18 protein-coding genes and 1 pseudogene are annotated in these 20,261 nt (G+C 61.6%); 7 read left to right on the top strand and 12 right to left on the bottom strand.

Annotated features, from left to right (window positions below):
- Positions 1-97: 97 nt before the first annotated feature.
- Complete coding sequence (locus tag J5M72_RS14625; protein WP_169429889.1) at positions 98-601, bottom strand: VOC family protein; 504 nt, start codon at positions 599-601, stop codon at positions 98-100.
- 263 nt (positions 602-864) lie between these two features.
- Between J5M72_RS14625 and J5M72_RS14620 the strand changes: the two genes are divergently transcribed.
- Together J5M72_RS14620 and J5M72_RS14615 are read left to right on the top strand one after the other, a co-directional pair.
- On the top strand, positions 865-1,113 hold the full coding sequence (locus J5M72_RS14620) for a transmembrane sensor/regulator PpyR (RefSeq protein WP_207866044.1): 249 nt from the start codon (positions 865-867) through the stop codon (positions 1,111-1,113).
- Position 1,114: 1 nt separating this feature from the next.
- Positions 1,115-2,269: an NnrS family protein gene (locus J5M72_RS14615; protein ID WP_207866042.1), complete on the top strand. Its 1,155-nt coding sequence runs from the start codon at positions 1,115-1,117 to the stop codon at positions 2,267-2,269.
- Positions 2,270-2,273: 4 nt separating this feature from the next.
- Here the strand turns inward: J5M72_RS14615 and J5M72_RS14610 are convergent, their stop codons facing one another.
- From J5M72_RS14610 to J5M72_RS14600, 3 genes are all read right to left on the bottom strand, one after another.
- Positions 2,274-2,945, bottom strand: coding sequence for a class I SAM-dependent methyltransferase (locus J5M72_RS14610; protein WP_207866040.1), 672 nt, complete (start codon positions 2,943-2,945; stop codon positions 2,274-2,276).
- Positions 2,946-2,982: 37 nt separating this feature from the next.
- The gene (locus J5M72_RS14605; protein WP_207866038.1) at positions 2,983-4,131 is read right to left on the bottom strand and encodes a GGDEF domain-containing protein; all 1,149 of its coding nucleotides are present in this window, start codon (positions 4,129-4,131) and stop codon (positions 2,983-2,985) included.
- A gap of 256 nt (positions 4,132-4,387) precedes the next feature.
- The gene (locus tag J5M72_RS14600; protein ID WP_085708611.1) at positions 4,388-5,218 is read right to left on the bottom strand and encodes an alpha/beta hydrolase; all 831 of its coding nucleotides are present in this window, start codon (positions 5,216-5,218) and stop codon (positions 4,388-4,390) included.
- A gap of 240 nt (positions 5,219-5,458) precedes the next feature.
- On the opposite strand from J5M72_RS14600, the gene J5M72_RS14595 reads away from it, so the two are divergent.
- The 4 genes and pseudogenes from J5M72_RS14595 to J5M72_RS28945 all read left to right on the top strand — a co-directional run.
- Positions 5,459-5,914 carry a (2Fe-2S)-binding protein gene (locus J5M72_RS14595; protein WP_007956954.1) on the top strand — a complete coding sequence of 152 codons (456 nt, stop codon included), beginning with the start codon at positions 5,459-5,461 and terminating at the stop codon, positions 5,912-5,914.
- A gap of 17 nt (positions 5,915-5,931) precedes the next feature.
- A complete protein-coding gene (locus J5M72_RS14590; RefSeq protein ID WP_207866036.1) occupies positions 5,932-8,094 on the top strand; it encodes a xanthine dehydrogenase family protein molybdopterin-binding subunit in 2,163 nt (720 codons plus the stop codon).
- Position 8,095: 1 nt separating this feature from the next.
- A complete protein-coding gene (locus tag J5M72_RS14585; protein ID WP_207866034.1) occupies positions 8,096-8,674 on the top strand; it encodes a hypothetical protein in 579 nt (192 codons plus the stop codon).
- A 59-nt stretch (positions 8,675-8,733) separates the two neighbouring features.
- Positions 8,734-8,903 (top strand): annotated as a pseudogene (locus J5M72_RS28945) (GGDEF domain-containing protein); the annotation flags it as partial.
- Between the two features lie 6 nt (positions 8,904-8,909).
- On the opposite strand, the gene J5M72_RS14580 reads toward J5M72_RS28945, so the two are convergent.
- A complete protein-coding gene (locus tag J5M72_RS14580) occupies positions 8,910-9,335 on the bottom strand; it encodes a VOC family protein (protein WP_207866032.1) in 426 nt (141 codons plus the stop codon).
- Positions 9,336-9,448: 113 nt separating this feature from the next.
- Between J5M72_RS14580 and J5M72_RS14575 the strand changes: the two genes are divergently transcribed.
- Positions 9,449-10,312: a LysR family transcriptional regulator gene (locus J5M72_RS14575; protein ID WP_207866030.1), complete on the top strand. Its 864-nt coding sequence runs from the start codon at positions 9,449-9,451 to the stop codon at positions 10,310-10,312.
- Between the two features lie 43 nt (positions 10,313-10,355).
- On the opposite strand, the gene fabI is transcribed toward J5M72_RS14575, so the two are convergent.
- The 7 genes from fabI to J5M72_RS14540 form a co-directional block, all read right to left on the bottom strand.
- Entirely contained in the window at positions 10,356-11,150 is a 795-nt protein-coding gene (gene fabI / locus J5M72_RS14570) for an enoyl-ACP reductase FabI (protein ID WP_003202751.1), read from the bottom strand.
- Positions 11,151-11,169: 19 nt separating this feature from the next.
- Positions 11,170-12,780: an ABC transporter ATP-binding protein gene (locus J5M72_RS14565; protein WP_169429898.1), complete on the bottom strand. Its 1,611-nt coding sequence runs from the start codon at positions 12,778-12,780 to the stop codon at positions 11,170-11,172.
- Position 12,781: 1 nt separating this feature from the next.
- A complete protein-coding gene (locus J5M72_RS14560; protein WP_085698849.1) occupies positions 12,782-13,801 on the bottom strand; it encodes an ABC transporter permease in 1,020 nt (339 codons plus the stop codon).
- 1 nt (position 13,802) lies between these two features.
- The gene (locus J5M72_RS14555) at positions 13,803-14,876 is read right to left on the bottom strand and encodes a microcin C ABC transporter permease YejB (protein ID WP_007956943.1); all 1,074 of its coding nucleotides are present in this window, start codon (positions 14,874-14,876) and stop codon (positions 13,803-13,805) included.
- A 4-nt stretch (positions 14,877-14,880) separates the two neighbouring features.
- A complete protein-coding gene (locus tag J5M72_RS14550) occupies positions 14,881-16,722 on the bottom strand; it encodes an extracellular solute-binding protein (protein WP_207866028.1) in 1,842 nt (613 codons plus the stop codon).
- Positions 16,719-18,551, bottom strand: a complete 1,833-nt coding sequence (locus tag J5M72_RS14545; protein WP_207866026.1) for an extracellular solute-binding protein — start codon at positions 18,549-18,551, stop codon at positions 16,719-16,721. The genes J5M72_RS14550 and J5M72_RS14545 overlap by 4 nt, the downstream gene beginning before the upstream one ends.
- A 165-nt stretch (positions 18,552-18,716) precedes the next feature.
- Positions 18,717-20,195: a transglycosylase SLT domain-containing protein gene (locus tag J5M72_RS14540; protein ID WP_207866024.1), complete on the bottom strand. Its 1,479-nt coding sequence runs from the start codon at positions 20,193-20,195 to the stop codon at positions 18,717-18,719.
- Between the last annotated feature and the right edge of the window lie 66 nt (positions 20,196-20,261).

Here is a 20,261-nt window from a genome sequence, read left to right as displayed (position 1 = left end):
AGGAATAACCAGTGTCAAACAACGACAGAACAATGACACCTGTCAGATCTGACAGGTGACAACGATTCCCGATGCACGGTTGACTGAATCCGCAGGCTCAACTCTGGCCGGCAAAGGCTCGCTCCAGTTCGGCGATGTCGAGTTTTTTCATCCCGAACATGGCCTGCATCGCCCGTTGGGCCTTGGTCTGGTCGGGGTCGGTCATCATGTGCATGAACGCCACCGGCACGATCTGCCACGACACGCCGAACTTGTCCTTGAGCCAGCCGCATTGCTGCGCTTCCACCGGCCCGCCGGCCGACAGGTTGCCCCAGAAATGGTCAATCTCTTCCTGGTTCTGGCAATTGACCTGAAACGAAATCGCCTCATTGAACTTGAACATTGGCCCGCCATTGAGCCCGGTGAAGGTCTGGCCGTCGAGTTCGAAGCTGACGGTCATTACCGAGCCTTCCGGGCGACCGTGGAATTCCTGGCCAACCTTGCTGTAATGGGTGAGGGCGGTGATTTTCGAGTGATCGAAGATCGAGCAGTAAAACTTCGCCGCCGCTTCGGCCTGATCGTCGAACCACAGGCACGGAGTCAGCTTTTGAAAGCGTTGCATGGCAGTCATCCTCGGCAGGTTGGATACGCTGGATTAATAGCGTAGTCAGTCTGTGATCAGCAGGCGGTGCCGTGGATCGAGTGGTTGGCTGTTGTGAGGATCGAGTGTAGTCGTATTGACTTTGATGGGTGTCAAAAAGACTCTTTTATATTTATGTCAAATTGACTCGTATTGTCGCAACTGGCTGATATTGCTGGGCTAAAAATCTGGCACGCAAGTTGAATTGCCTTACGTACAAACTGATCCGCTCAGGAGTACGAAACATGTTCACTCTCTTCGAGAGTCCGCTGAACGTTCTGTATCTGTCGAGCAAAGTGCTCGTCGCCGGCCTGGTCATGTTGCTGGCCGGGATCTACGGCGCTTATTTGTATCAGGGCCACATGCCCATTTCGTTGCTGGTAGCGATGCACGCAATGACCATTGTCGGTCCGACGCTGATCAAGATCGGCTATGTGATGCGCCTGCTTTCACAATACCGGTTGGGCCAGTCCCCGGCAGGGGCGGTGGCCTGAGATGCGCAGACTCGCAACCGGACCTGTGTTCAGCCTGGGCTTTCGGCCGCTGTTTCTGGCCGGCGCCGGATTTGCGGCTCTGGCGATTCTGATTTGGGGCTTGTGGCTTTACGGCCACTGGTTCGACCTGCAACCGGCGGGCGGCATGCTCGCTTGGCATCGGCATGAAATGCCGTTCGGTTTCGCGGTGGCGATCGTTGCCGGGTTTCTGCTGACGGCGGTGCCCAACTGGACCGGGATTCCAGGCGTGCGCGGCGGGGCGCTGATTGCGTTGGTTTCGGTCTGGCTGCTCGGACGTATGGCGTGGTGGTTGCCGTTGCCCGTTGCATTGATCCTCGCGCTGCAATGGGCATTTCTGCCCCTGCTGGCGGTGGCGCTGGCACGGGATCTGATCGCTGCGGGCAAACGCGACAATTACCCGATCGTGCTGGTACTCGGGTTGATGGCGGGTTGTCAGGCGCTGACTCTGATCGGCATCTTCAGGGACGACGCTGGTTTGCAGCGTCAAGGCGTACTGGGTGCTTTGTGGCTGATGGCGGCGCTGATGACCGTGATCGGCGGGCGGGTGATTCCGTTCTTCATCCAGCGTGGCTTGAACCGTCCACTGGCACCGAGCGCCCATCCGTTACCCACACGGCTGCTGTTGATCGGCAGTCTGCTGACGGCGATCACGTTTGCGGCGGGTCTTGACGATTCGCCCCGGCCGTGGCTGGCAGCGCTGTTCGTGCTCACCGGCAGTTTGCAGATACTGCGGCTGATCCGCTGGCATGATCGCGGGATGTGGCGGGTGCCGCTGCTCTGGTCGCTGTACCTGGCTTACAGCTGGATGGCGCTGGCGATCTGGGCCATGGCGGCGTGGCATCTGGGGCTGCTCGGCCAGCAAAGCCTGGCAACCCATGCGCTGGCGGTTGGCGGCGTGGGCGGGTTGATTCTGGCGATGATTGCTCGGGTCAGCCTCGGTCACACCGGGCGGCTGTTGCAGCCACCGAAGGCCGTGGTGCTGGGGTTTGCATCGGTGTTGATCGCGGCGGGCTGCCGGGTGTTGCTGGTGCCGTTTTCCAGTCTTGGGCTGGGGTTGTCCGTGGTGCTCTGGTGCGCGGGGTTCGCGCTGTTTTTGCGGCATTACACCGGGATCCTGCTCAAACCGAGGCTGTAGTTTTTTATCCGCGACGCTCTGCAATCATCAACAACGACTGCGGCACGGGACTTTGCGGATGTTGCGGCTCCCGCAGGCTGGTCAACTGAAACCCGGCCATGTCCAGCGCATTCAGCCAGCTGGACAAGGTGCGGAAATACCATGGCATCGGCTGCCACTGCCCCTTGAAGCCGTCGAAGGTTTCCTCGCGCCAGCCATCCTGATAATCACCTGCGGCCATCGACCACGGGTGCAGCGTCTGGATGACCAGCGCACCGCCGGGCACGAGCAGGGCATTCAGGGCGGCGAGCAGCGGGATGATGTTCTGATGCAGCAGGGAGAAGTTCGCGCAGATCAGGTCGTAGTCATGGCCGATGTCGACCTTCGCCTCCGCCAGATCTTCATAGCTGGCGACGTGCACAGGAGACGATCCCGCCGCTTGTGCCGCCTCGACCAGCGTGGCATCGCCGTCCACTCCGACCACTTCGATCCCGCGCTCTGCCAGCGCCCGCAACAGCCAGCCTTCGCCGCACCCCAGATCGAGCACACGTTCAGGTTGGCGCCCCATCAACGCCAGCAGAATCGCCTGATCGGTGACTTGCCGGCGGCTCTCGATGGCGCCGCTGCGGATGGCTTCGGTCCAGGCCCGGGCATTGTGGTGCCAGCTCTGGAGGAGGGTGGATTCAGGCGAGGACATGGCGAACTCCGAGGATGCGGGTGCAGGCAAGGATAGGTCAGGTGCAGTCGACCAGACGAATCCGGTTGCGTCCGCCGCGCTTGGATTCGTAGAGCGCGCTGTCGCCCTGTTCGATCAATGCCGCGAGGCTGGTCGGTGGCTGATCGAACACCTTGGCGCCAATGCTCAAGGTAACGGCTTCAGGGGTGATGTAGGCCTGCGAAGTCAGCGCCTGAAACTGCTCACGCAGCTCACTGCCCAGCACCATGATCTGTTCGTGGGAAGCATCGCCCAGCAACATGACGAATTCATCACCGCCCAGCCTTGCCGCCAGCGCACCCTGAGGCAACTGCGAGCGGATCATTTCGCTGAGCGAGATCAGCAGGCGGTCACCGGCGGTGTGGCCATACAAGTCGTTGATCAGTTTGAAGTTGTCGATGTCGATCAGCAGCAGGGCGCCGGGGCGGGCGCTGGAGACTTCCCCGAGCAGGCGCGGCGCGCTGACTTCGAGGGCGCGGCGGTTGTACAGCGCGGTCAGCGGATCCCGGGCGGCCAGTTCGGCGATCTGTTTCTCCCGGCGGTAGCGCTCGGTGCCGGTCATCGACAGCGCAATCAGCATGATTGCCATCGCGCCTTCGACCAGAGAGATCTGAATGATCTCGCCGCGCAGCGACGCCAGATCGATCAGCGTGCCCGGAATCACCGCGATGATCGCCTTGGTGAAATAGAACACGCCGTGGATCAACAGCACATAACGCAGTTGCACGGCGCCGATGCTCAGCGACTTGCCATGCGGGCGCAGCAACAGACTGGCTCGCAGCATCAACGCGGCTACCAGCAGCGAGTTGGCCACCAGCATGATCTTCGGCCACGAGGGATCTTCCGGTAACAGCAGCAACGCCAGCCACACGAGGAACATCAAGTACCAGGCTCGCGATAGCGACCGCTGGGTAAACCGCGCGACGCCCAGCAGGAACAGCCAGTGCGCAACGACCAGCAAGCCGTTGGCGAACCAGATGCCAATCAATGGATAACCGTTGGCGCGCAGCAGGGCCAGGCTCGAACCGACGGTGATGGTGGCGAAACCGGCGCTCCAGAACAGCAACGAGGATTCGCGGATGCTGCGCCATTCGACCGCCAGGTAAAGGGCGGCCGCCGCTGCCAGTGCGGTGGAAATGGTCAACATCGTAAGGGGGTCGAGCGCCATGAAGGGAGTGGTCTGTCTGAATGGTGGTAATGGGCCACGATTGTAAGCGTTCCCCCATGGCGCTGCTATTTCACTCACCGGATATTCCATTTTGCGGGAGGTGTGCCATGGATCGACTGACTGGCGGTTGCTTGTGCGGCGCGTCGTGGCTGCCGGCCTTTCCATTGGCCAGACATTACGTGCGTGAACGCGAGGGAACGTCACGAACCGAAGAATAGCCGGGGTCAGGCCTGGTGCCTGAGCCCGGCCAATAGGGTCAGCCGCGAATGAAGGCCAGCAGATCCGCGTTGATCGTTGGCGCCTCGGTGGTCGGCATGCCGTGGGGGAAGCCCGGATAAATCTTCAGCGTGCTGTTTTTCAGCAGTTTGGCCGAGAGCACACCGGAGTCTTCATACGGCACGATCTGGTCGTCATCGCCGTGCATCACCAGCACCGGAATCGAAATGCCTTTCAGGTCTTCGGTGAAGTCGGTCTGCGAGAACGCGACGATGCCGTCATAGTGAGCCTTGGCGCCGCCCATCATGCCCTGACGCCACCAGTTGAGCACGACGGGTTCCGAAGGCTTGGCGCCCGGCCGGTTGTAGCCATAGAACGGACCGGCCGGCACATCGTGATAGAACTGCGCACGATTGGCTGCCAATTGCGCCTGAAGATCGTCGAACACCGACTTTGGCAGACCACCCGGATTGCTCTCGGTTTTTACCATCAGCGGCGGCACGGCGCTGATGATTGCGGCTTTCGACACCCGATCCTCGCCATGCCGGGCGATGTAATGAATCACTTCGCCGCCACCGGTGGAGTGGCCGACATGCACGGCTTTCTGGGTCCCCAGATGATTGACCACTGCCGCCACATCGTCGGCGTAGTGATCCATGTCGTGGCCGTCCCAGACCTGGCTCGAACGCCCGTGACCCCGTCGGTCGTGGGCCACCACGCGAAAGCCTTGTGCAAGGAAGAACAGCATCTGCGCATCCCAGTCGTCCGAGCTCAGTGGCCAGCCGTGATGGAAGTGGATTACCGGGGCGTCTTTCGGGCCCCAGTCCTTGTAGAAGATTTCGACGCCGTCTTTCGTTGTGACATAGCCCATGTTCGCGACTCCTGGAAAATGTGAAAAGGCACGTCTTGCGGTGATAGCCGGAATCAACTGTAGGAGTAAAGTCGGCACTTTGGTCGATGAATTCCCGAACGGAGCGGCATGACCGGTGGTCGCGGCGGCTGGTCGTCGGGGCAAAATGCGCTTAGCTGAAAGGGATAAGCCGAGGCGTGCACGGCATCGAATGCTGTCGCAACGCCCCTTCAGAACACCGTGAGTCTGAGGAAATCCCCGATGCTGACCTTGAACATCAATGGCAAGGATCAGGAGCTCGATGTCCCCGCGGACATGCCGTTGCTCTGGGTTCTGCGCGATGTCGCGCACCTGACCGGCACCAAATTCGGCTGCGGCATGGCCCAGTGCGGTGCCTGCACCGTGCATGTCGATGGCGCGCCGCTGCGATCCTGCATCACGCCGGCCACGGCTGTCGCCCATGGGCAGAAAATCCTGACCATCGAAGGCCTGTCGAGCGACGGTTCGCACCCGGTGCAACAGGCCTGGGCGGAGCTGGACGTGGTGCAGTGCGGCTACTGCCAGTCCGGGCAGATCATGTCCGCCGCCGCATTGCTGGCGAAAATCCCCAAACCCACCGACAGCGACATCGATCAGGCGCTCTCCGGCAACATCTGCCGCTGCGGCACCTATCCAAGAATCCGCGCGGCGGTCAAACGTGCTGCCGACATCGGTTAAGCGAGGGGAGGTAAGTGATGAACAGTCCTGTATCCCGTCGCGGATTTCTCAAGGGCAGCGCCGTACTTGGCGGTGGTCTCGTCGTGGCGTTCGTGCTGCCCGGTGGCAACCGCTTTGCCACGGCGGCGGAAAATGAAGGCAAAGTGTTTGCGCCGAACGCGTTCCTGCGCATTGCGCCGGACAACAGCGTCACCGTGCTGCTCGGCCATTCGGAAATGGGCCAGGGCATCTGGACCGGGCTGACCATGCTGATTGCCGAGGAACTGGACGCCGACTGGTCGAAGATCCGTGTCGAGCACTCGCCGGCCTCGGCTGCCGACTACGGCATGCCGGCGTTTGGCGGGATGCAGATCACCGGGGGGTCGACCTCGACCTGGATGGAGTTCGACCGTTACCGGCTTGCGGGCGCTACGGCACGGCAGATGTTGATCGAAGCGGCTGCCAAGCGTTTCAACGTGGCACCCTCGACGATCCGCACTGAGTCCGGCGTGGTGATTGCCGGCGACAATCGCGCCACTTATGGCGAACTGGCGGACGCCGCCGGACAGCTGCCGGTGCCGGATCCGAAGTCGATCACCTTCAAGGAAGCGAAGGACTGGAAAGTCATCGGCAAACCCACCAAGCGCCTCGACACCCCGGAGAAAATCACCGGCCGCGCCAAGTTCGGCATGGACGTGCAATTCGACGGATTGATGACCGCCATGGTCGCCCGGGCGCCGGTGTTCGGCGCCAGCGTCAAATCCTTCGAAGGCGCCCAGGCGCTGGCCGTTCCCGGTGTGCACAAAGTGGTGCAGGTGCCCACTGGCGTGGCGGTGATTGCCGATCATTACTGGGCGGCGAAGCTCGGTCGTGATGCATTGAAAGTCGATTGGGATCTGGGGCCGCACGCCGATCTGAGCAGCGAAAAGCTGCTGGAGAGTTTTCGCAAACTCGCGGCCACACCGGGCATTGCCGCCAGTAAGGCCGGGGATGCCAAAGGCAGCTTTGGTAAAGCGGCGAAGAAAATCGATGTCGAGTACAGCGTGCCGTACCTGGCTCATGCGCCGATGGAGCCGCTGAACTGCACGGTGAAAATCAGCGCCGAAAAATGCGAGATCTGGACCGGCACCCAGTTTCAGACGCTGGACCAAATGATCGCCGGCAAGATCACCGGGCTGAAACCGGAGCAGGTGGAAATCCACACCGAATTCCTCGGCGGTGGTTTCGGCCGGCGGGCCAACCCGACTTCGGACTTTGTCGCCGAAGCGGTGCAAGTCGCGAAGGCTGCCGCGATGCCGGTGAAAACCGTGTGGTCGCGGGAGGATGACATTCGCGGCGGGTATTACCGTTCGATGTTTCTGCATCAGGCGCGGATCGGTCTCGGTGCCGATGGTTTGCCGCTGGCCTGGCAGCATGCGCTGGTGGGCCAGTCGATCATGGCCGGCACCATGCTGGAAAAAACCATGGTCAAGAACGGCGTCGATCAAACCTCGGTCGAGGGCGTGGCGGACAGTCCATACATCCAGGGGCTGGCGGACCATCAGGTCGATCTGCATTCGCCGGCCACCGGGATCAACGTGCTGTGGCTGCGCTCGGTGGGTCATAGCCACACCGCGTTTGTCATGGAATCGCTGATCGATGAAATGGCCACAGCGGCGGGCAAGGATCCGGTGGAGTACCGACGAACGCTGCTCAAGGAGCATGCCCGGCATCTCGGCGTGCTGAACCTGGCGGTGGAGAAGGCCAACTGGAAAGCCCCGCTGCCGGACGGACACGCATTGGGTGTGGCGGTGCACGAATCGTTCGGCAGCTACGTGGCGCAAGTCGCCGAGGTATCCCAGGACAATCTGAAGATCCGCGTGCACCGCGTGGTCTGCGCGGTGGATTGCGGGATTGCGGTCAACCCGCAGAGCATCGCGGCGCAGATGGAGTCGTGCATCACCTTCGGCCTGAGCATGGCGCTGCACAGCAAGCTGACGCTCAAGGACGGTCAGGTCGTGCAGTCCAACTATCACGACTATCAAGTGTTGCGGCTCAACGAAATGCCGGTGGTCGAGGTGCACATCGTGCCGAGCACCGACAAACCAGGCGGCATCGGCGAGGCCGGTGTGCCGCCCACGGCGCCGGCGGTGGCCAACGCGCTGTTCGCCCTGACCGGGCAGCGCCTGCGGGAACTGCCGCTGCAACTGTCGGGGGTGTGAGATGAAACGACATCTGTTGTTGGGCACGGTGATGCTGATCGGGCTGGGCGGCTATGCGTCGGATCTGTTTGCCGACGATCAGGAAGCCTTGAAGGCCTTCGGCACGGTGCAGAAAGTGTTCCAGAGCCCGCGTTGCCAGAACTGCCACATTCCCGGCGATTCGCCGTTGCAGTTCGACGCTGGCACGCCCCACGCGATGAACGTGGTGCGCGGCATGGACGGCAAGGGCGCCGCCGGTTTGCCTTGCGCCACCTGCCACGCCGAAAGCAATCCACCGGCCAGTTACGGCCCCCACGCGCCACCCGGCGCGCCGCACTGGAGCCTGCCGCCAGCCGCCCACAAAATGGCCTGGATCGGCCTGCCGCCGGATCGTTTGTGCGCCATGATCAAGGACCGCGCCAGCAACGGCGACCGCGACTTCGCCGCGCTGATCAAGCACGTCAGCGAGGACAAGCTGGTGCTCTGGGGCTGGAGTCCCGGGGCAGGGCGGCAACCGGTGCCGGTGCCGCACGACATCTTCGTAACCCAGTTCAAGCTTTGGGCCGATGCAGGCGGGCCGTGTCCGGTGGTCGGCGGATGAGGTTGAGTCATCGCTGATTCGGGCTACGTTCAACGGCATCGACGGCAAAGGCGTGTGTGATGCTGGTACCCGGCAAACCCGCCAATGAAGCTGTTTGCATTCAAGCGCTGCATGACCTGAAGCTGCTCGACACCGCACCGCAAGAGCGCTTCGACCGGTTGACGCGACTGACCAAGCGCCGATCGCGCTGGTCACGCTGGTGGACAAGGATCGGCAGTGGTTCAAGTCCCCGCTGCTATTTGGCAAACAACTGCCCGATATCCTTGAATGCCTTGAACTCCAGCGCATTGCCGCACGGGTCAAACAGAAACATCGTCGCCTGTTCGCCCACCAGCCCCTGAAAACGGATCCCCGGCTCGATCACGAATCGAGTGCCCAGTGACTTCAAACGCTCGGCCAGGGCCTGCCATTCCGCCATCCCCAGCACCACGCCGAAATGCGGCACCGGTACGTCGTGCCCGTCAACGGCGTTGGTGTGTGCCGCTTCCTGCGAGGCATTCTTCGGCGCAAGGTGAATCACCAGTTGGTGGCCGAAGAAATTGAAGTCGACCCAGTGATCGCTGGAGCGACCTTCCTCGAGTCCGAACACTTCACGGTAGAAATGCCGGGCGGCGGCGAGGTCGTACACGGGAATGGCCAGGTGGAAAGGGCTGAGTGACATAGGCGCGATCTCTATCAACGGTTGGGGTGGACTGAGTCTAGCGCTGTGCTTTTCGATTGAAAGACGATAGTTTTTGCGCCGAGCTCAAATTATTTCGATCAATCGAGGCGCCTATGCTGCGTGAACTGAAAACCTTACTGGCAGTGGCGCGCCATGGCACGTTTGCCGCCGCCGGTCTGCATATCGGCCTCACGCAATCGGCGGTCAGCGCGCAGATCCGCAATCTGGAGCAGGCCTTGGGCGTGCGTCTGTTCGACCGCACCGGGCGGCAGGCGATTCTCAATCCGGCCGGGCAGCGCGCGGTGCCGATGGCGCAGGAAATGCTCGCGATTTTCAACCGCATGGCGATCAGCGAGGATGTCGGAGAGTTTCGCGGCGAGCTGAGAATCGGCGCCGTGGCGACCGCGCAAACCGGGCTGTTGCCTCAGGCGTTATTGCGTTTGCGGCAATTGGCGCCGGGCGTGGAGCCGAAACTGGTACCCGGTGTGTCGCTGAACCTGCTGAGCCAAGTGGATGCCGGGGAAGTTGATCTGGCGATCATGATCAAACCACCATTCGAATTGCCCAAGGAGCTGTCGGCACAGGTGATCCGCCGCGAACCGTTCGTGCTGATCGTGCCGACAACGGTCGAAGGCGATGATCCGCTGCCACTGCTGGCCGAGCATCCTCACGTGCGTTATGACCGCAACTCGTTTGGTGGACGGCTGGTGACGCAGTTTCTGCGCGAGCAGCGGATTGACGCCCACGTAGCGCTTGAGCTGGATGAGCTGGAAGCGATCGTGAAGATGGTCGAGTGCGGGCTCGGGGTTTCGTTGCTGCCCAGGGCCGGGCTGTGGCTGGAGCATCCGCTGAGGGTGAGGGTGATCGAACTGGGAGAACTGACGTTCTATCGGGAGATGGTGGTTTTGCAGCGCTACAGCCAGCGCAGTCAGCCAATTCAACGGTTGTTCGCACGTTGCCTGGAATCGCAGGCATGAAAAAGCCCGCCATTAGGCGGGCTTTTTATCGGCAGCGCGAAGATTACTCTTCGATGTTGCCCATGGCGGTGGTGTTGAAGCCGCCGTCCACGTACATGATTTCACCGCTGATGCCCGACGCCAGGTCGGAGCACAGGAAGGCGCCGGCGTTGCCGACTTCTTCGATGGTGACGTTGCGACGCAGCGGAGTTTGCGCTTCGTTGGCGGCCAGCATCTTGCGGAAGTTCTTGATGCCGGAAGCGGCCAGGGTGCGGATCGGGCCAGCCGATACGCAGTTGACGCGGGTGCCGTCCGGGCCCAGGGAGCCGGCCAGGTAACGTACGCCGGCTTCCAGCGAAGCCTTGGCCATGCCCATCACGTTGTAGTTCGGCATGGTGCGCTCGGCGCCCAGGTAGGACAGGGTCAGCAGGCTGCCATTGCGGCCTTTCATCATTTCGCGACCGGCCTTGGCCAGAGCCACGAAGCTGTAGGCGCTGATGTCGTGAGCGATGCGGAAGCCTTCACGGGTGGTGGCTTCGGTGAAGTCGCCGTCCAGTTGGTCGCCCGGGGCGAAGCCGACGGAGTGCACGATGCAGTCCAGGCCGTCCCACTTCTTGCTCAGTTCTTCGAAGACCTTGGCGATTTCTTCATCGCTGGCCACGTCGCACGGGAAGCACAGCTCAGGGCTCGAACCCCAGCCCTGTGCGAACTCTTCAACGCGACCTTTCAGTTTGTCGTTCTGATAAGTGAAGGCAAGCTCAGCGCCCTCGCGATGCATGGCGGCAGCGATGCCGGATGCGATGGACAGCTTGCTGGCGACACCGACGATCAGTACGCGCTTACCGGCGAGAAAACCCATGTGTTGCTCCTCTTTCAGGTTATTGCGCAGTGGCTGGTGCCAGGAAAGCGGCCTCCAGCAACTGCTGTGTATACGGATGTTGGGGGGCGGCAAAGATACTTTGCGCGTCTCCCTGTTCGACCACTTGGCCATGCTTGACCACCATCAACTGGTGGCTCAGCGCTTTCACAACAGCCAGATCATGGCTGATGAACAAATACGTCAGGTTGTACTTGGCTTGCAGTGAACGCAACAGCTCCACCACTTGCCGCTGCACCGTCCGGTCGAGGGCCGAAGTCGGCTCGTCCAGCAGGATCAGCGCCGGTTTGAGCACCAAGGCCCGGGCAATGGCGATACGCTGCCGCTGCCCACCGGAAAATTCGTGGGGGTAGCGGTGCCGGGTTTCCGGATCCAGACCTACCTCCTTCAATGCCGCAATAATTGCCGCTTCCTGCTCGGCGGCGGTGCCCATCCTGTGAATCCGCAGGCCTTCGCCAACGATGTCGCTCACGCACATTCGCGGGCTCAGGCTGCCAAACGGGTCCTGGAACACCACCTGCATCTCCCGACGCAACGGGCGAACCTCGTTCTGCGTCAGGCAGTCTAGCTGCTTGCCTTCAAAACGGATCGCGCCTTTGCTGCCGATGAGCCGCAAAATCGCCAGGCCCAGGGTGGATTTGCCGGAACCGCTTTCCCCCACGATCCCCAGGGTCTGACCCTGAGGCAGGCTGAAATTGATGCCGTCCACTGCCTTGACGTGATCCACCGTGCGCTTGAGCAAGCCTTTTTTGATCGGGAACCAGACTTTCAAGTCCTCGACCTCAAGCAGCGGCGCCCCGATTTTATTGCTCGCCGGGCCTCCGCTGGGCTCCGCCGCCAGCAGCTCCCGAGTGTACGGATGCTGCGGAGAACGGAACAGCTCTGCGCACGATGCCTGTTCGACGATGCAACCGCGCTGCATGACACATACACGATGCGCAATTCTTCGCACCAGGTTCAAATCGTGACTGATCAGTAGCAGCGCCATGCCCAATCGAGCCTGCAATTCCTTGAGCAGGTCGAGGATTTTCAGCTGAACGGTCACGTCCAGCGCGGTGGTCGGTTCGTCGGCGATCAACAGTTCCGGCTCGTTGGCCAGGGCCATGGCGATCATCACCCGCTGGCGCTGGCCGCCGGACAACTCGTGGGGCAGGGCCTTGAGCCGTTTGTGCGGCTCGGGGATGCCGACCATTTCCAGCAGCTCCAGAGTGCGCCTGGTCGCGACCTTGCCAGTCAGGCCCTTGTGGATGCCGAGCACTTCGTTGATCTGTTTTTCGATCGAGTGCAGCGGGTTGAGCGAGGTCATCGGCTCCTGGAAGATCATCGCGATCCGGTTGCCGCGGATGTGACGGATGGTCTTTTCGCTCAGTTCCAGCAAGTTCTGCCCGGAATAGCTGATGCTGCCGGCAGGGTGGCGAGCCAGCGGGTAGGGCAGCAGGCGCAGGATCGAATGCGCCGTCACTGACTTGCCCGAACCGGACTCGCCCACCAGCGCCAGAGTCTCGCCACGCTTGATGTCGAAACTGACGCCCTCGACCACCCGGTGCGAGCGCTCGCCCGTTCCGAATTCGACGGCGAGGTCGCGCACTTCGATCAGATTGTCCTGATTCATTTCACTTCCTCGGGTCGAAGGCATCGCGAGCGGACTCGCCGATAAACACCAGCAAGCTCAACATCAGCGCCAATACCGCAAACGCGCTCATGCCCAGCCACGGCGCCTGCAGGTTGGACTTCCCCTGGGCTACCAGTTCACCCAGCGACGGACTGCCGGCCGGCAAGCCAAAGCCGAGGAAATCCAGGGCGGTGAGGGTGCCGATGGCGCCGGTCAGGATGAACGGCATGAAGGTCATGGTCGAAACCATGGCGTTGGGCAGGATGTGGCGGAACATGATCGCACCGTTCTGCATGCCCAGTGCTCTGGCTGCGCGCACGTATTCGAGGTTGCGCCCGCGCAGGAACTCGGCGCGCACCACGTCCACCAGGCTCATCCACGAGAACAGCAGCATGATCCCCAGCAGCCACCAGAAATTCGGCTGGACGAAGCTGGCGAGAATGATCAGCAGGTACAGCACCGGCAAACCCGACCAGATCTCCAGGAAGCGCTGGCCGGCCAGATCCACCCAGCCGCCATAGAAGCCCTGCAGCGCACCGGCGATCACGCCGATGATCGAACTGAGCACGGTCAGGGTCAGGGCGAACAGCACGGAGATACGGAAACCGTAGATCACCCGCGCCAGCACATCGCGGCCCTGATCGTCGGTGCCCAGCAGGTTGTCCGCCGAGGGCGGGGCAGGGGCCGGGACTTTCAGGTCGTAGTTGATGCTCTGGTAGCTGAACGGGATCGGCGCCCACAGCACCCACGCATCCTTGGCCTTGAGCAGTTCGCGGATGTACGGGCTCTTGTAGTTGGCTTCCAGCGGGAATTCGCCGCCGAAGGTGGTTTCCGGGTAGCGCTTGATCGCCGGGAAGTACCAGTTGTTGTCGTAGTGCACCACCAGCGGCTTGTCGTTGGCGATCAGTTCAGCGCCCAGGCTCAGGCCGAACAGGATCAGAAACAGCCACAGTGACCACCAGCCACGCTTGTTGGCCTTGAACAGTTCGAAGCGTCGACGGTTTAGCGGGGACAGGTTCATCTCAATGCTCCCGGCTGGCGAAGTCGATGCGCGGATCGACCAGGGTGTAGGTGAGGTCGCCGATCAGTTTCACCACCAGCCCCAGCAGGGTGAAGATGAACAGGGTGCCGAACACCACCGGGTAATCGCGGTTGATCGCCGCTTCGAAACTCATCAGGCCGAGGCCGTCGAGGGAGAAGATCACTTCCACCAGCAGGGAACCTGTGAAGAAGATGCCGATGAACGCCGAGGGGAAACCTGCGATCACCAGCAGCATCGCGTTGCGGAACACATGGCCGTAGAGCACGCGGTGGCGGGTCAGGCCCTTGGCCTTGGCGGTGACCACGTACTGCTTGTTGATTTCGTCGAGGAAGCTGTTTTTGGTCAGCAGGGTCATGGTCGCGAAGTTGCCGATCACCAGCGCCGTCACCGGCAGCGCCAGGTGCCAGAAGTAGTCGAGGACCTTCCCGCCCAGGCTCAGCTCATCGAAGTTGTTCGAGGTCAGGCCGCGTAAAGGAAACCAGTCCAGATAACTGCCGCCGGCAAACACCACGATCAGCAGAATCGCAAACAGGAACGCCGGAATCGCATAACCGACGATGATCGCCGAACTGGTCCATACGTCGAAATGACTGCCGTGCCGCGTGGCCTTGGCGATCCCCAGCGGGATGGACACCAGGTACATGATCAGCGTGCTCCACAGCCCGAGGGAGATCGACACCGGCATCTTTTCCTTGATCAGGTCGATGACCTTGGCGTCGCGGAAGAAACTGTCGCCGAAATCCAGTCGCGCGTAGTTCTTGACCATGATCCACAGACGCTCCGGGGCCGACTTGTCGAACCCGTACATCTTCTCGATTTCCTTGATCAGCGCCGGGTCCAGGCCCTGCGCACCGCGATAGGAGGAGCCGGCCACCGACACTTCGGCGCCGCCACCGGCGATGCGGCTGGTGGCACCTTCAAAGCCTTCGAGCTTGGCGATCATCTGCTCCACCGGGCCGCCGGGCGCGGCCTGGATGATCACGAAGTTGATCAGCAGAATGCCGAACAGGGTCGGGATGATCAGCAACAGTCGTCGAAAAATGTACGCCAGCATCTGATTACTCCGTGCCCACAGGGTCGGCTTGCAGTTGGGTTTGCACTTCTACCGCAGGTTTTGTATCGGGTTTGACCCACCAGGTGTTAATGCCGATGTCGTACTTGGGGGAGACTTTCGGATGGCCGATGTGGTTCCAGTACGCCACGCGCCAGCTCTTGATGTGCCAGTTGGGGATCACGTAGTAACCCCATTGCAGCACGCGGTCGAGAGCCCGGGCGTGGGCCACCAGGCTTTTGCGCGAGTCGGCGTTGATCAGGCTTTCGACCAGGTGATCGACGATCGGGTCTTTCAGGCCCATGGAGTTGCGGCTGCTGGGCTTGTCGGCGGCGGCGCTCATCCAGAACTCCCGTTGTTCGTTACCCGGTGAGTTGGACTGCGGGAAACTGCCGACGATCATGTCGAAATCCCGCGAACGCACGCGGTTGATGTACTGCGAGACGTCGACGCGGCGGATCACCAGATCGATGCCCAGGTCGGCGAGGTTGCGCTTGAACGGCAGCAGCACCCGCTCGAATTCGGTCTGGGCCAGCAGGAACTCGATGACCACCGGTTTGCCGGTGGTGTCGACCATTTTGTCGTCGACGATCTTCCAGCCGGCCTCTTGCAGCAATTGATAGGCTTCGCGTTGCTGCAGGCGGATCATGCCGCTGGCGTCGGTCTTCGGATTTTCGAAGGCTTCGCTGAACACCTGCGCCGGGAGCTGGCGGCGGAACGGGTCGAGGATCGCCAGCTGATCGGCGTCCGGCAGGCCGGTGGCGGCCATTTCCGAGTTCTCGAAATAACTGCGGGTGCGCACATAGGCGCCGTTGAACAATTGCTTGTTGGTCCATTCGAAGTCGAGCAACAGACCCAGTGCCTGACGCACGCGAACGTCCTGGAACACCGGCCGGCGCAGGTTGAAGACGAAGCCCTGCATGCCCGTCGGGTTGCCGTTGGGGATCAGCTCCTTGACCAGTCGGCCCTCGGTGACGGCCGGGATGTTGTAGGCGTTGGCCCAGTTCTTCGCGGTCATTTCCAGCCAGTAGTCGAACTGGCCGGCCTTCAGGGCTTCCAGGGCGACGGTGTTGTCGCGGAAGTAGTCGGTGGTCATCACGTCGAAATTGTAGAAGCCGCGATTGACCGGCAGGTCCTTGCCCCAGTAATCCTTGACCCGCTCGTATCGTACCGAGCGTCCGGCCTTCACTTCGGCGACCTTGTAAGGGCCGCTGCCCAGCGGGATTTCCAGATTGCCCTTGTTGAAATCGCGACTGGCCCACCAGTGTTTCGGCAGCACCGGCAACTGGCCGAGGATCAGCGGCAGCTCGCGGTTGTTGTTGTGCTTGAACTTGAACAGCACCGTCAGCGGGTCCTCGGCGACGGCTGCTTCGACGTCGCTGTAGTAACCGCGAAACATCGGCGAGCCCTCTTTCGTCAGGGTCTCGAAACTGAACACGACGTCTTCGGCGCGCACCGGGTGGCCGTCATGGAAGCGCGCTTCGGGACGCAGGTAGAAGCGCACCCAGCTGTTGTCCGGGGCCTTTTCGATCTTGCCGGCGATCAGGCCGTATTCGGTGAACGGCTCGTCGAGGCTGTGCCGGGTCAGGGTGTCGTAGATCTGCCCGACGTCATCTGCCGGCACGCCCTTGCTGATGAACGGGTTCAGGCTGTCGAAACCGCCGAAGCCGGCCTGACGGAAGATCCCGCCCTTGGGAGCATTGGGGTCGACGTAATCGAAATGCTTGAAATCGGCAGGGTATTTCGGTGGCTCGTTGTACAGGGTCACGGCGTGTTGCGGGGCGGCACAGGCCAGCCCGGCGAACAACAGGCTGCAAGCCTGCACGAGCAGGGTGCGAACGGCGTTCATTGACCTTTCTCCGAAGATTTCAGCCACCACGCGCTCAGGCCCAGGGTGTAGGGCGGCGTGCTGACGAAGGCGAACCGGTTGCGGTACGCCAGACGGTGATAATTGAGGTACCAGTTGGGAATGCTGTAGTGCTGCCAGAGCAGCACGCGGTCCAGGGCCTTGCCGGCGGCGACCTGTTCATCGCGGGTGCGGGCGGCGAGCAGTTGCTCCAGCAGATGATCGACCACCGGGTTGGCGATGCCTGCGTAATTCTTGCTGCCCTTGACCCCGACCTGGCTGGAATGGAAGTACTGCCACTGTTCCAGTCCCGGGCTGAGGGTCTGGTTGAGGGTCATCAGGATCATGTCGAAATCGAATTGATCCAGACGTTGTTTGTATTGGGCGCGATCCACCGTGCGCAGGCGCGCGTCGATGCCGATGCTCTTGAGGTTCTCGATGTACGGCTGGAGGATGCGCTCAAGGTTCGGATTGACCAGCAGCAGTTCAAGACTCAGCGGTTGGCCGGTGGCGTTCTGCAGACGCTGGCCGTTGAGCTTCCAGCCGGCCTCGGCCAGCAGCACCAGCGCCTTGCGCATGGTTTCCCGGGGAATGCCGCGCCCGTCGGTCTGCGGCAGCGTGAACGGCTCGGTGAACAGCCGGGCCGGCAGTTGCTCCTTGTAGGGCTTGAGCATCAGCCATTCGTGGCCGACCGGCAGACCGCTGGCGCTGAATTCGCTGTTCGGGTAATAGCTGGTGGTGCGCTGGTAAGCATCGCTGAACAGCGCGCGGTTGGTCCACTCGAAGTCGAACATCAGACCCAGCGCTTCGCGGGTCTTGACGTCCGAGAAGGTGGCTCGTCGGGTGTTCATGAACAGGCCCTGGCTCTGGGTCGGAATCTGGTGCGGGATCTGCGCCTTGATCACGTCGCCACGGCGTACGGCGGGGAAGTTGTAGCCGTTGGCCCAGTTCTTCGCCTGATGCTCGATATAGATGTCGAACTCGCCGGCCTTGAACGCTTCGAAGGCGACGTCGCTGTCGCGATAGAACTCGACTTCCATGCGATCGAAATTGTACTTGCCGCGATTGACCGGCAAGTCCTTGCCCCAATAATCCTTGACCCGTTCGAAAATCAGCTGCCGCCCCGGCGTCACCGAGGTAATGCGGTACGGCCCGCTGCCCAATGGCGGTTCGAAGGTGGTGGCCTTGAAGTCGCGGTCTTTCCAGTAGTGCTGAGGCAGCACCGGCAACTCCCCGAGGCGCAGGATCAGCAACGGATTGCCCGAGCGCTTCATGATGAAGCGAATGCGTTGCGGGTTGAGAATGTCGACCCGCGACACTTCCTGAAGCGCCGTGCGGTACAGCGGGTGGCCTTCCTTGAGCAGCGTTCGATAGGAGAACGCCACGTCATAGGCGGTGATCGGCGTGCCATCGTGGAAGCGTGCTTCCGGGCGCAGGTTGAACACGACCCAGCTGCGGTCTTCGCTGTACTCCACCGACCGGGCGATCAGGCCATAGCTGGAGGCCGGCTCGTCACCGGACGGCGAGTACTGGCCGGTGCCGACCATCAGCGGCTCGTTCAGCTCGTTGATGCCGTACTGCAGGAAATTCGGAGTGGTGACCGGGCTGGTGCCCTTGAACGTGTAGGGATTGAGCGTATCGAAGGTGCCAAACGCCATCACCCGCAAAGTACCGCCCTTGGGCGCTTGCGGGTTGACCCAGGCGAAGTGGGTAAATCTGGCCGGGTACTTGAGCGTGCCGAACTGCGCATAACCGTGGCTTTCGGTGATTGTCGCGCTAGCGGGGGAGCTCAAGGCCAGGCTGATCAGGAGCAGGAGGAGGGGACGCTTCAAGTCAGATCCGATCCAGGCGGCTTGGGCTTTGTGGGCCGTACAGTAACAGCTTGTATGGACAGGAAAAAGACAGAGACTTAATGCGCGGTTAATTGTGGGAGTCGACTGCGCCGAAGACAAAAAATGACAGGCGAAAAAAAGCCCCTGAAATTCAGGGGCTCTTTGTCAGTGCGGCTGGTAGACCGTGAGCATCTGCCCAGGCTTGAGCGCTTTGCCGGCGCCCGGATTCCAGCGCTTGAGATGTTGCATCTCGACGTTGAAGCGCTTGGCGACCACATACAGCGTGTCGCCACGTTTGACCTTGTACTGGGTCTGCTGCTTGCCGTCGTCCCTGTCCTTGGTCTTGCTGCTGGTCTTGCTGTTGGCAGCGATGACCGTATTGATGCGCCCGCCACTGTTGCGCGCCGGCGTGCGCTTGGTGGTGTCCTGCATCACCAGGGTCTGGCCGACCTTGAGGTTCTTGCCGGTCAGCTTGTTCCAGCGTTGCAGGTCCTTGACCTCGACCTTGTTGGCCTTGGCAATGGAGCCGAGGTTGTCGCCACGCTTTACCCGATAGGCGCGCTTGGCCTGTGCGATCTCGCTCGGATCGGCGCCCTCGAACACCGGTTTCAGCGAACGCGGGCTGATCAGCTCTTCAGGACGCATGGTCTGCAGGCTGGTGGTCAGCAATTGCGCCTTGGACGTCGGCACCAGCAAATGCTGCGGGCCGTCGACGGTGGTGCGCTGCTTGAACGCCGGGTTGAGCTGGAACAGCTCGTCCTCGTCGATGTTGGCTACCGCGGCGACCTTGGACAGGTCCATGCGCTGGTTGATTTCGACGACCTGGAAGTAAGGCTCGTTGGCGATCGGGTTGAGGTTGACCCCGTAGGCTTCCGGCGCCAGCACCACTTGCGACAGGGCCAGCAGTTTCGGCACGTAGGCCTGGGTTTCCGCCGGCAGCGGCAGGTTCCAGTAGTCGGTTGGCAAACCCAGGCGTTCGTTGCGTTCGATGGCGCGGCTGACCGTGCCTTCACCGGCGTTGTAGGCGGCGAGAGCCAACAGCCAGTCACCGTTGAACATGTCGTGCAGGCGGGTCAGGTAATCCATCGCAGCGGTGGTCGAGGCGGTGATGTCGCGACGGCCGTCGTAGAAACGGGTCTGGCGCAGGTTGTAGTAGCGCCCGGTGGACGGGATGAACTGCCAGAGGCCTACCGCATCGGCGCGGGAGTAGGCCATCGGGTTGTAGGCGCTCTCGATGACCGGCAGCAGCGCCAGTTCCAGCGGCATGTTGCGTTCTTCGAGGCGTTCGACGATGTAGTGAATGTATAGGCTGCCGCGTTCGCCGGCGTTTTCGAGGAAGGAAGGATTACTGGCAAACCACAGGCGCTGTTGCTCGATGCGCGGGTTCACGCCCAGACCTTCCTGCAGCTGAAAACCGTTGCGCATGCGTTCCCAGATGTCCTGGGGCACCTGAGGGCTGGGCTTTTCGGACAACCAGATCGGCTTCTGCTTGGCTCGCGCAGCAATGTTCGGCGTATGGGTCGCTTCAGTCTGCGGAGCATGGCTGGAGCAGCCCGCCAGCGTGGCGGACACAGCCACCGCGATGGCTTGCGCCAGGCGGGTCAATGCGTCTGAATTGACGGACTTACGTATGGATGACGACATTGGCTGGAAGTAAGTTCCGGGCAAAAATGTCGGGCGATTCTAGAAAGCGCACCCCTTGCGGTCAAC

This window comes from Pseudomonas sp. 58(2021), from assembly GCF_017491585.1.
GTDB lineage: Bacteria > Pseudomonadota > Gammaproteobacteria > Pseudomonadales > Pseudomonadaceae > Aquipseudomonas > Aquipseudomonas fluorescens_BT.
The sequence above is the reverse complement of the archived record's forward strand: the minus strand, read 5'-3'. Positions and strand labels throughout refer to the sequence as shown.

Coding starts and splice junctions, on each gene's coding strand:
- J5M72_RS14565 (WP_169429898.1), bottom strand. CDS start 12,780: ATGAATCAGGACAATCTGATCGAAGTGCGCGACCTCGCCGTCGAATTC.
- J5M72_RS14540 (WP_207866024.1), bottom strand. CDS start 20,195: ATGTCGTCATCCATACGTAAGTCCGTCAATTCAGACGCATTGACCCGC.
- J5M72_RS14620 (WP_207866044.1), top strand. CDS start 865: ATGTTCACTCTCTTCGAGAGTCCGCTGAACGTTCTGTATCTGTCGAGC.
- J5M72_RS14610 (WP_207866040.1), bottom strand. CDS start 2,945: ATGTCCTCGCCTGAATCCACCCTCCTCCAGAGCTGGCACCACAATGCC.
- J5M72_RS14600 (WP_085708611.1), bottom strand. CDS start 5,218: ATGGGCTATGTCACAACGAAAGACGGCGTCGAAATCTTCTACAAGGAC.
- J5M72_RS14590 (WP_207866036.1), top strand. CDS start 5,932: ATGAACAGTCCTGTATCCCGTCGCGGATTTCTCAAGGGCAGCGCCGTA.
- J5M72_RS14585 (WP_207866034.1), top strand. CDS start 8,096: ATGAAACGACATCTGTTGTTGGGCACGGTGATGCTGATCGGGCTGGGC.
- J5M72_RS14595 (WP_007956954.1), top strand. CDS start 5,459: ATGCTGACCTTGAACATCAATGGCAAGGATCAGGAGCTCGATGTCCCC.
- J5M72_RS14575 (WP_207866030.1), top strand. CDS start 9,449: ATGCTGCGTGAACTGAAAACCTTACTGGCAGTGGCGCGCCATGGCACG.
- J5M72_RS14550 (WP_207866028.1), bottom strand. CDS start 16,722: ATGAACGCCGTTCGCACCCTGCTCGTGCAGGCTTGCAGCCTGTTGTTC.
- fabI (WP_003202751.1), bottom strand. CDS start 11,150: ATGGGTTTTCTCGCCGGTAAGCGCGTACTGATCGTCGGTGTCGCCAGC.
- J5M72_RS14580 (WP_207866032.1), bottom strand. CDS start 9,335: ATGTCACTCAGCCCTTTCCACCTGGCCATTCCCGTGTACGACCTCGCC.
- J5M72_RS14605 (WP_207866038.1), bottom strand. CDS start 4,131: ATGGCGCTCGACCCCCTTACGATGTTGACCATTTCCACCGCACTGGCA.
- J5M72_RS14625 (WP_169429889.1), bottom strand. CDS start 601: ATGCAACGCTTTCAAAAGCTGACTCCGTGCCTGTGGTTCGACGATCAG.
- J5M72_RS14560 (WP_085698849.1), bottom strand. CDS start 13,801: ATGAACCTGTCCCCGCTAAACCGTCGACGCTTCGAACTGTTCAAGGCC.
- J5M72_RS14555 (WP_007956943.1), bottom strand. CDS start 14,876: ATGCTGGCGTACATTTTTCGACGACTGTTGCTGATCATCCCGACCCTG.
- J5M72_RS14615 (WP_207866042.1), top strand. CDS start 1,115: ATGCGCAGACTCGCAACCGGACCTGTGTTCAGCCTGGGCTTTCGGCCG.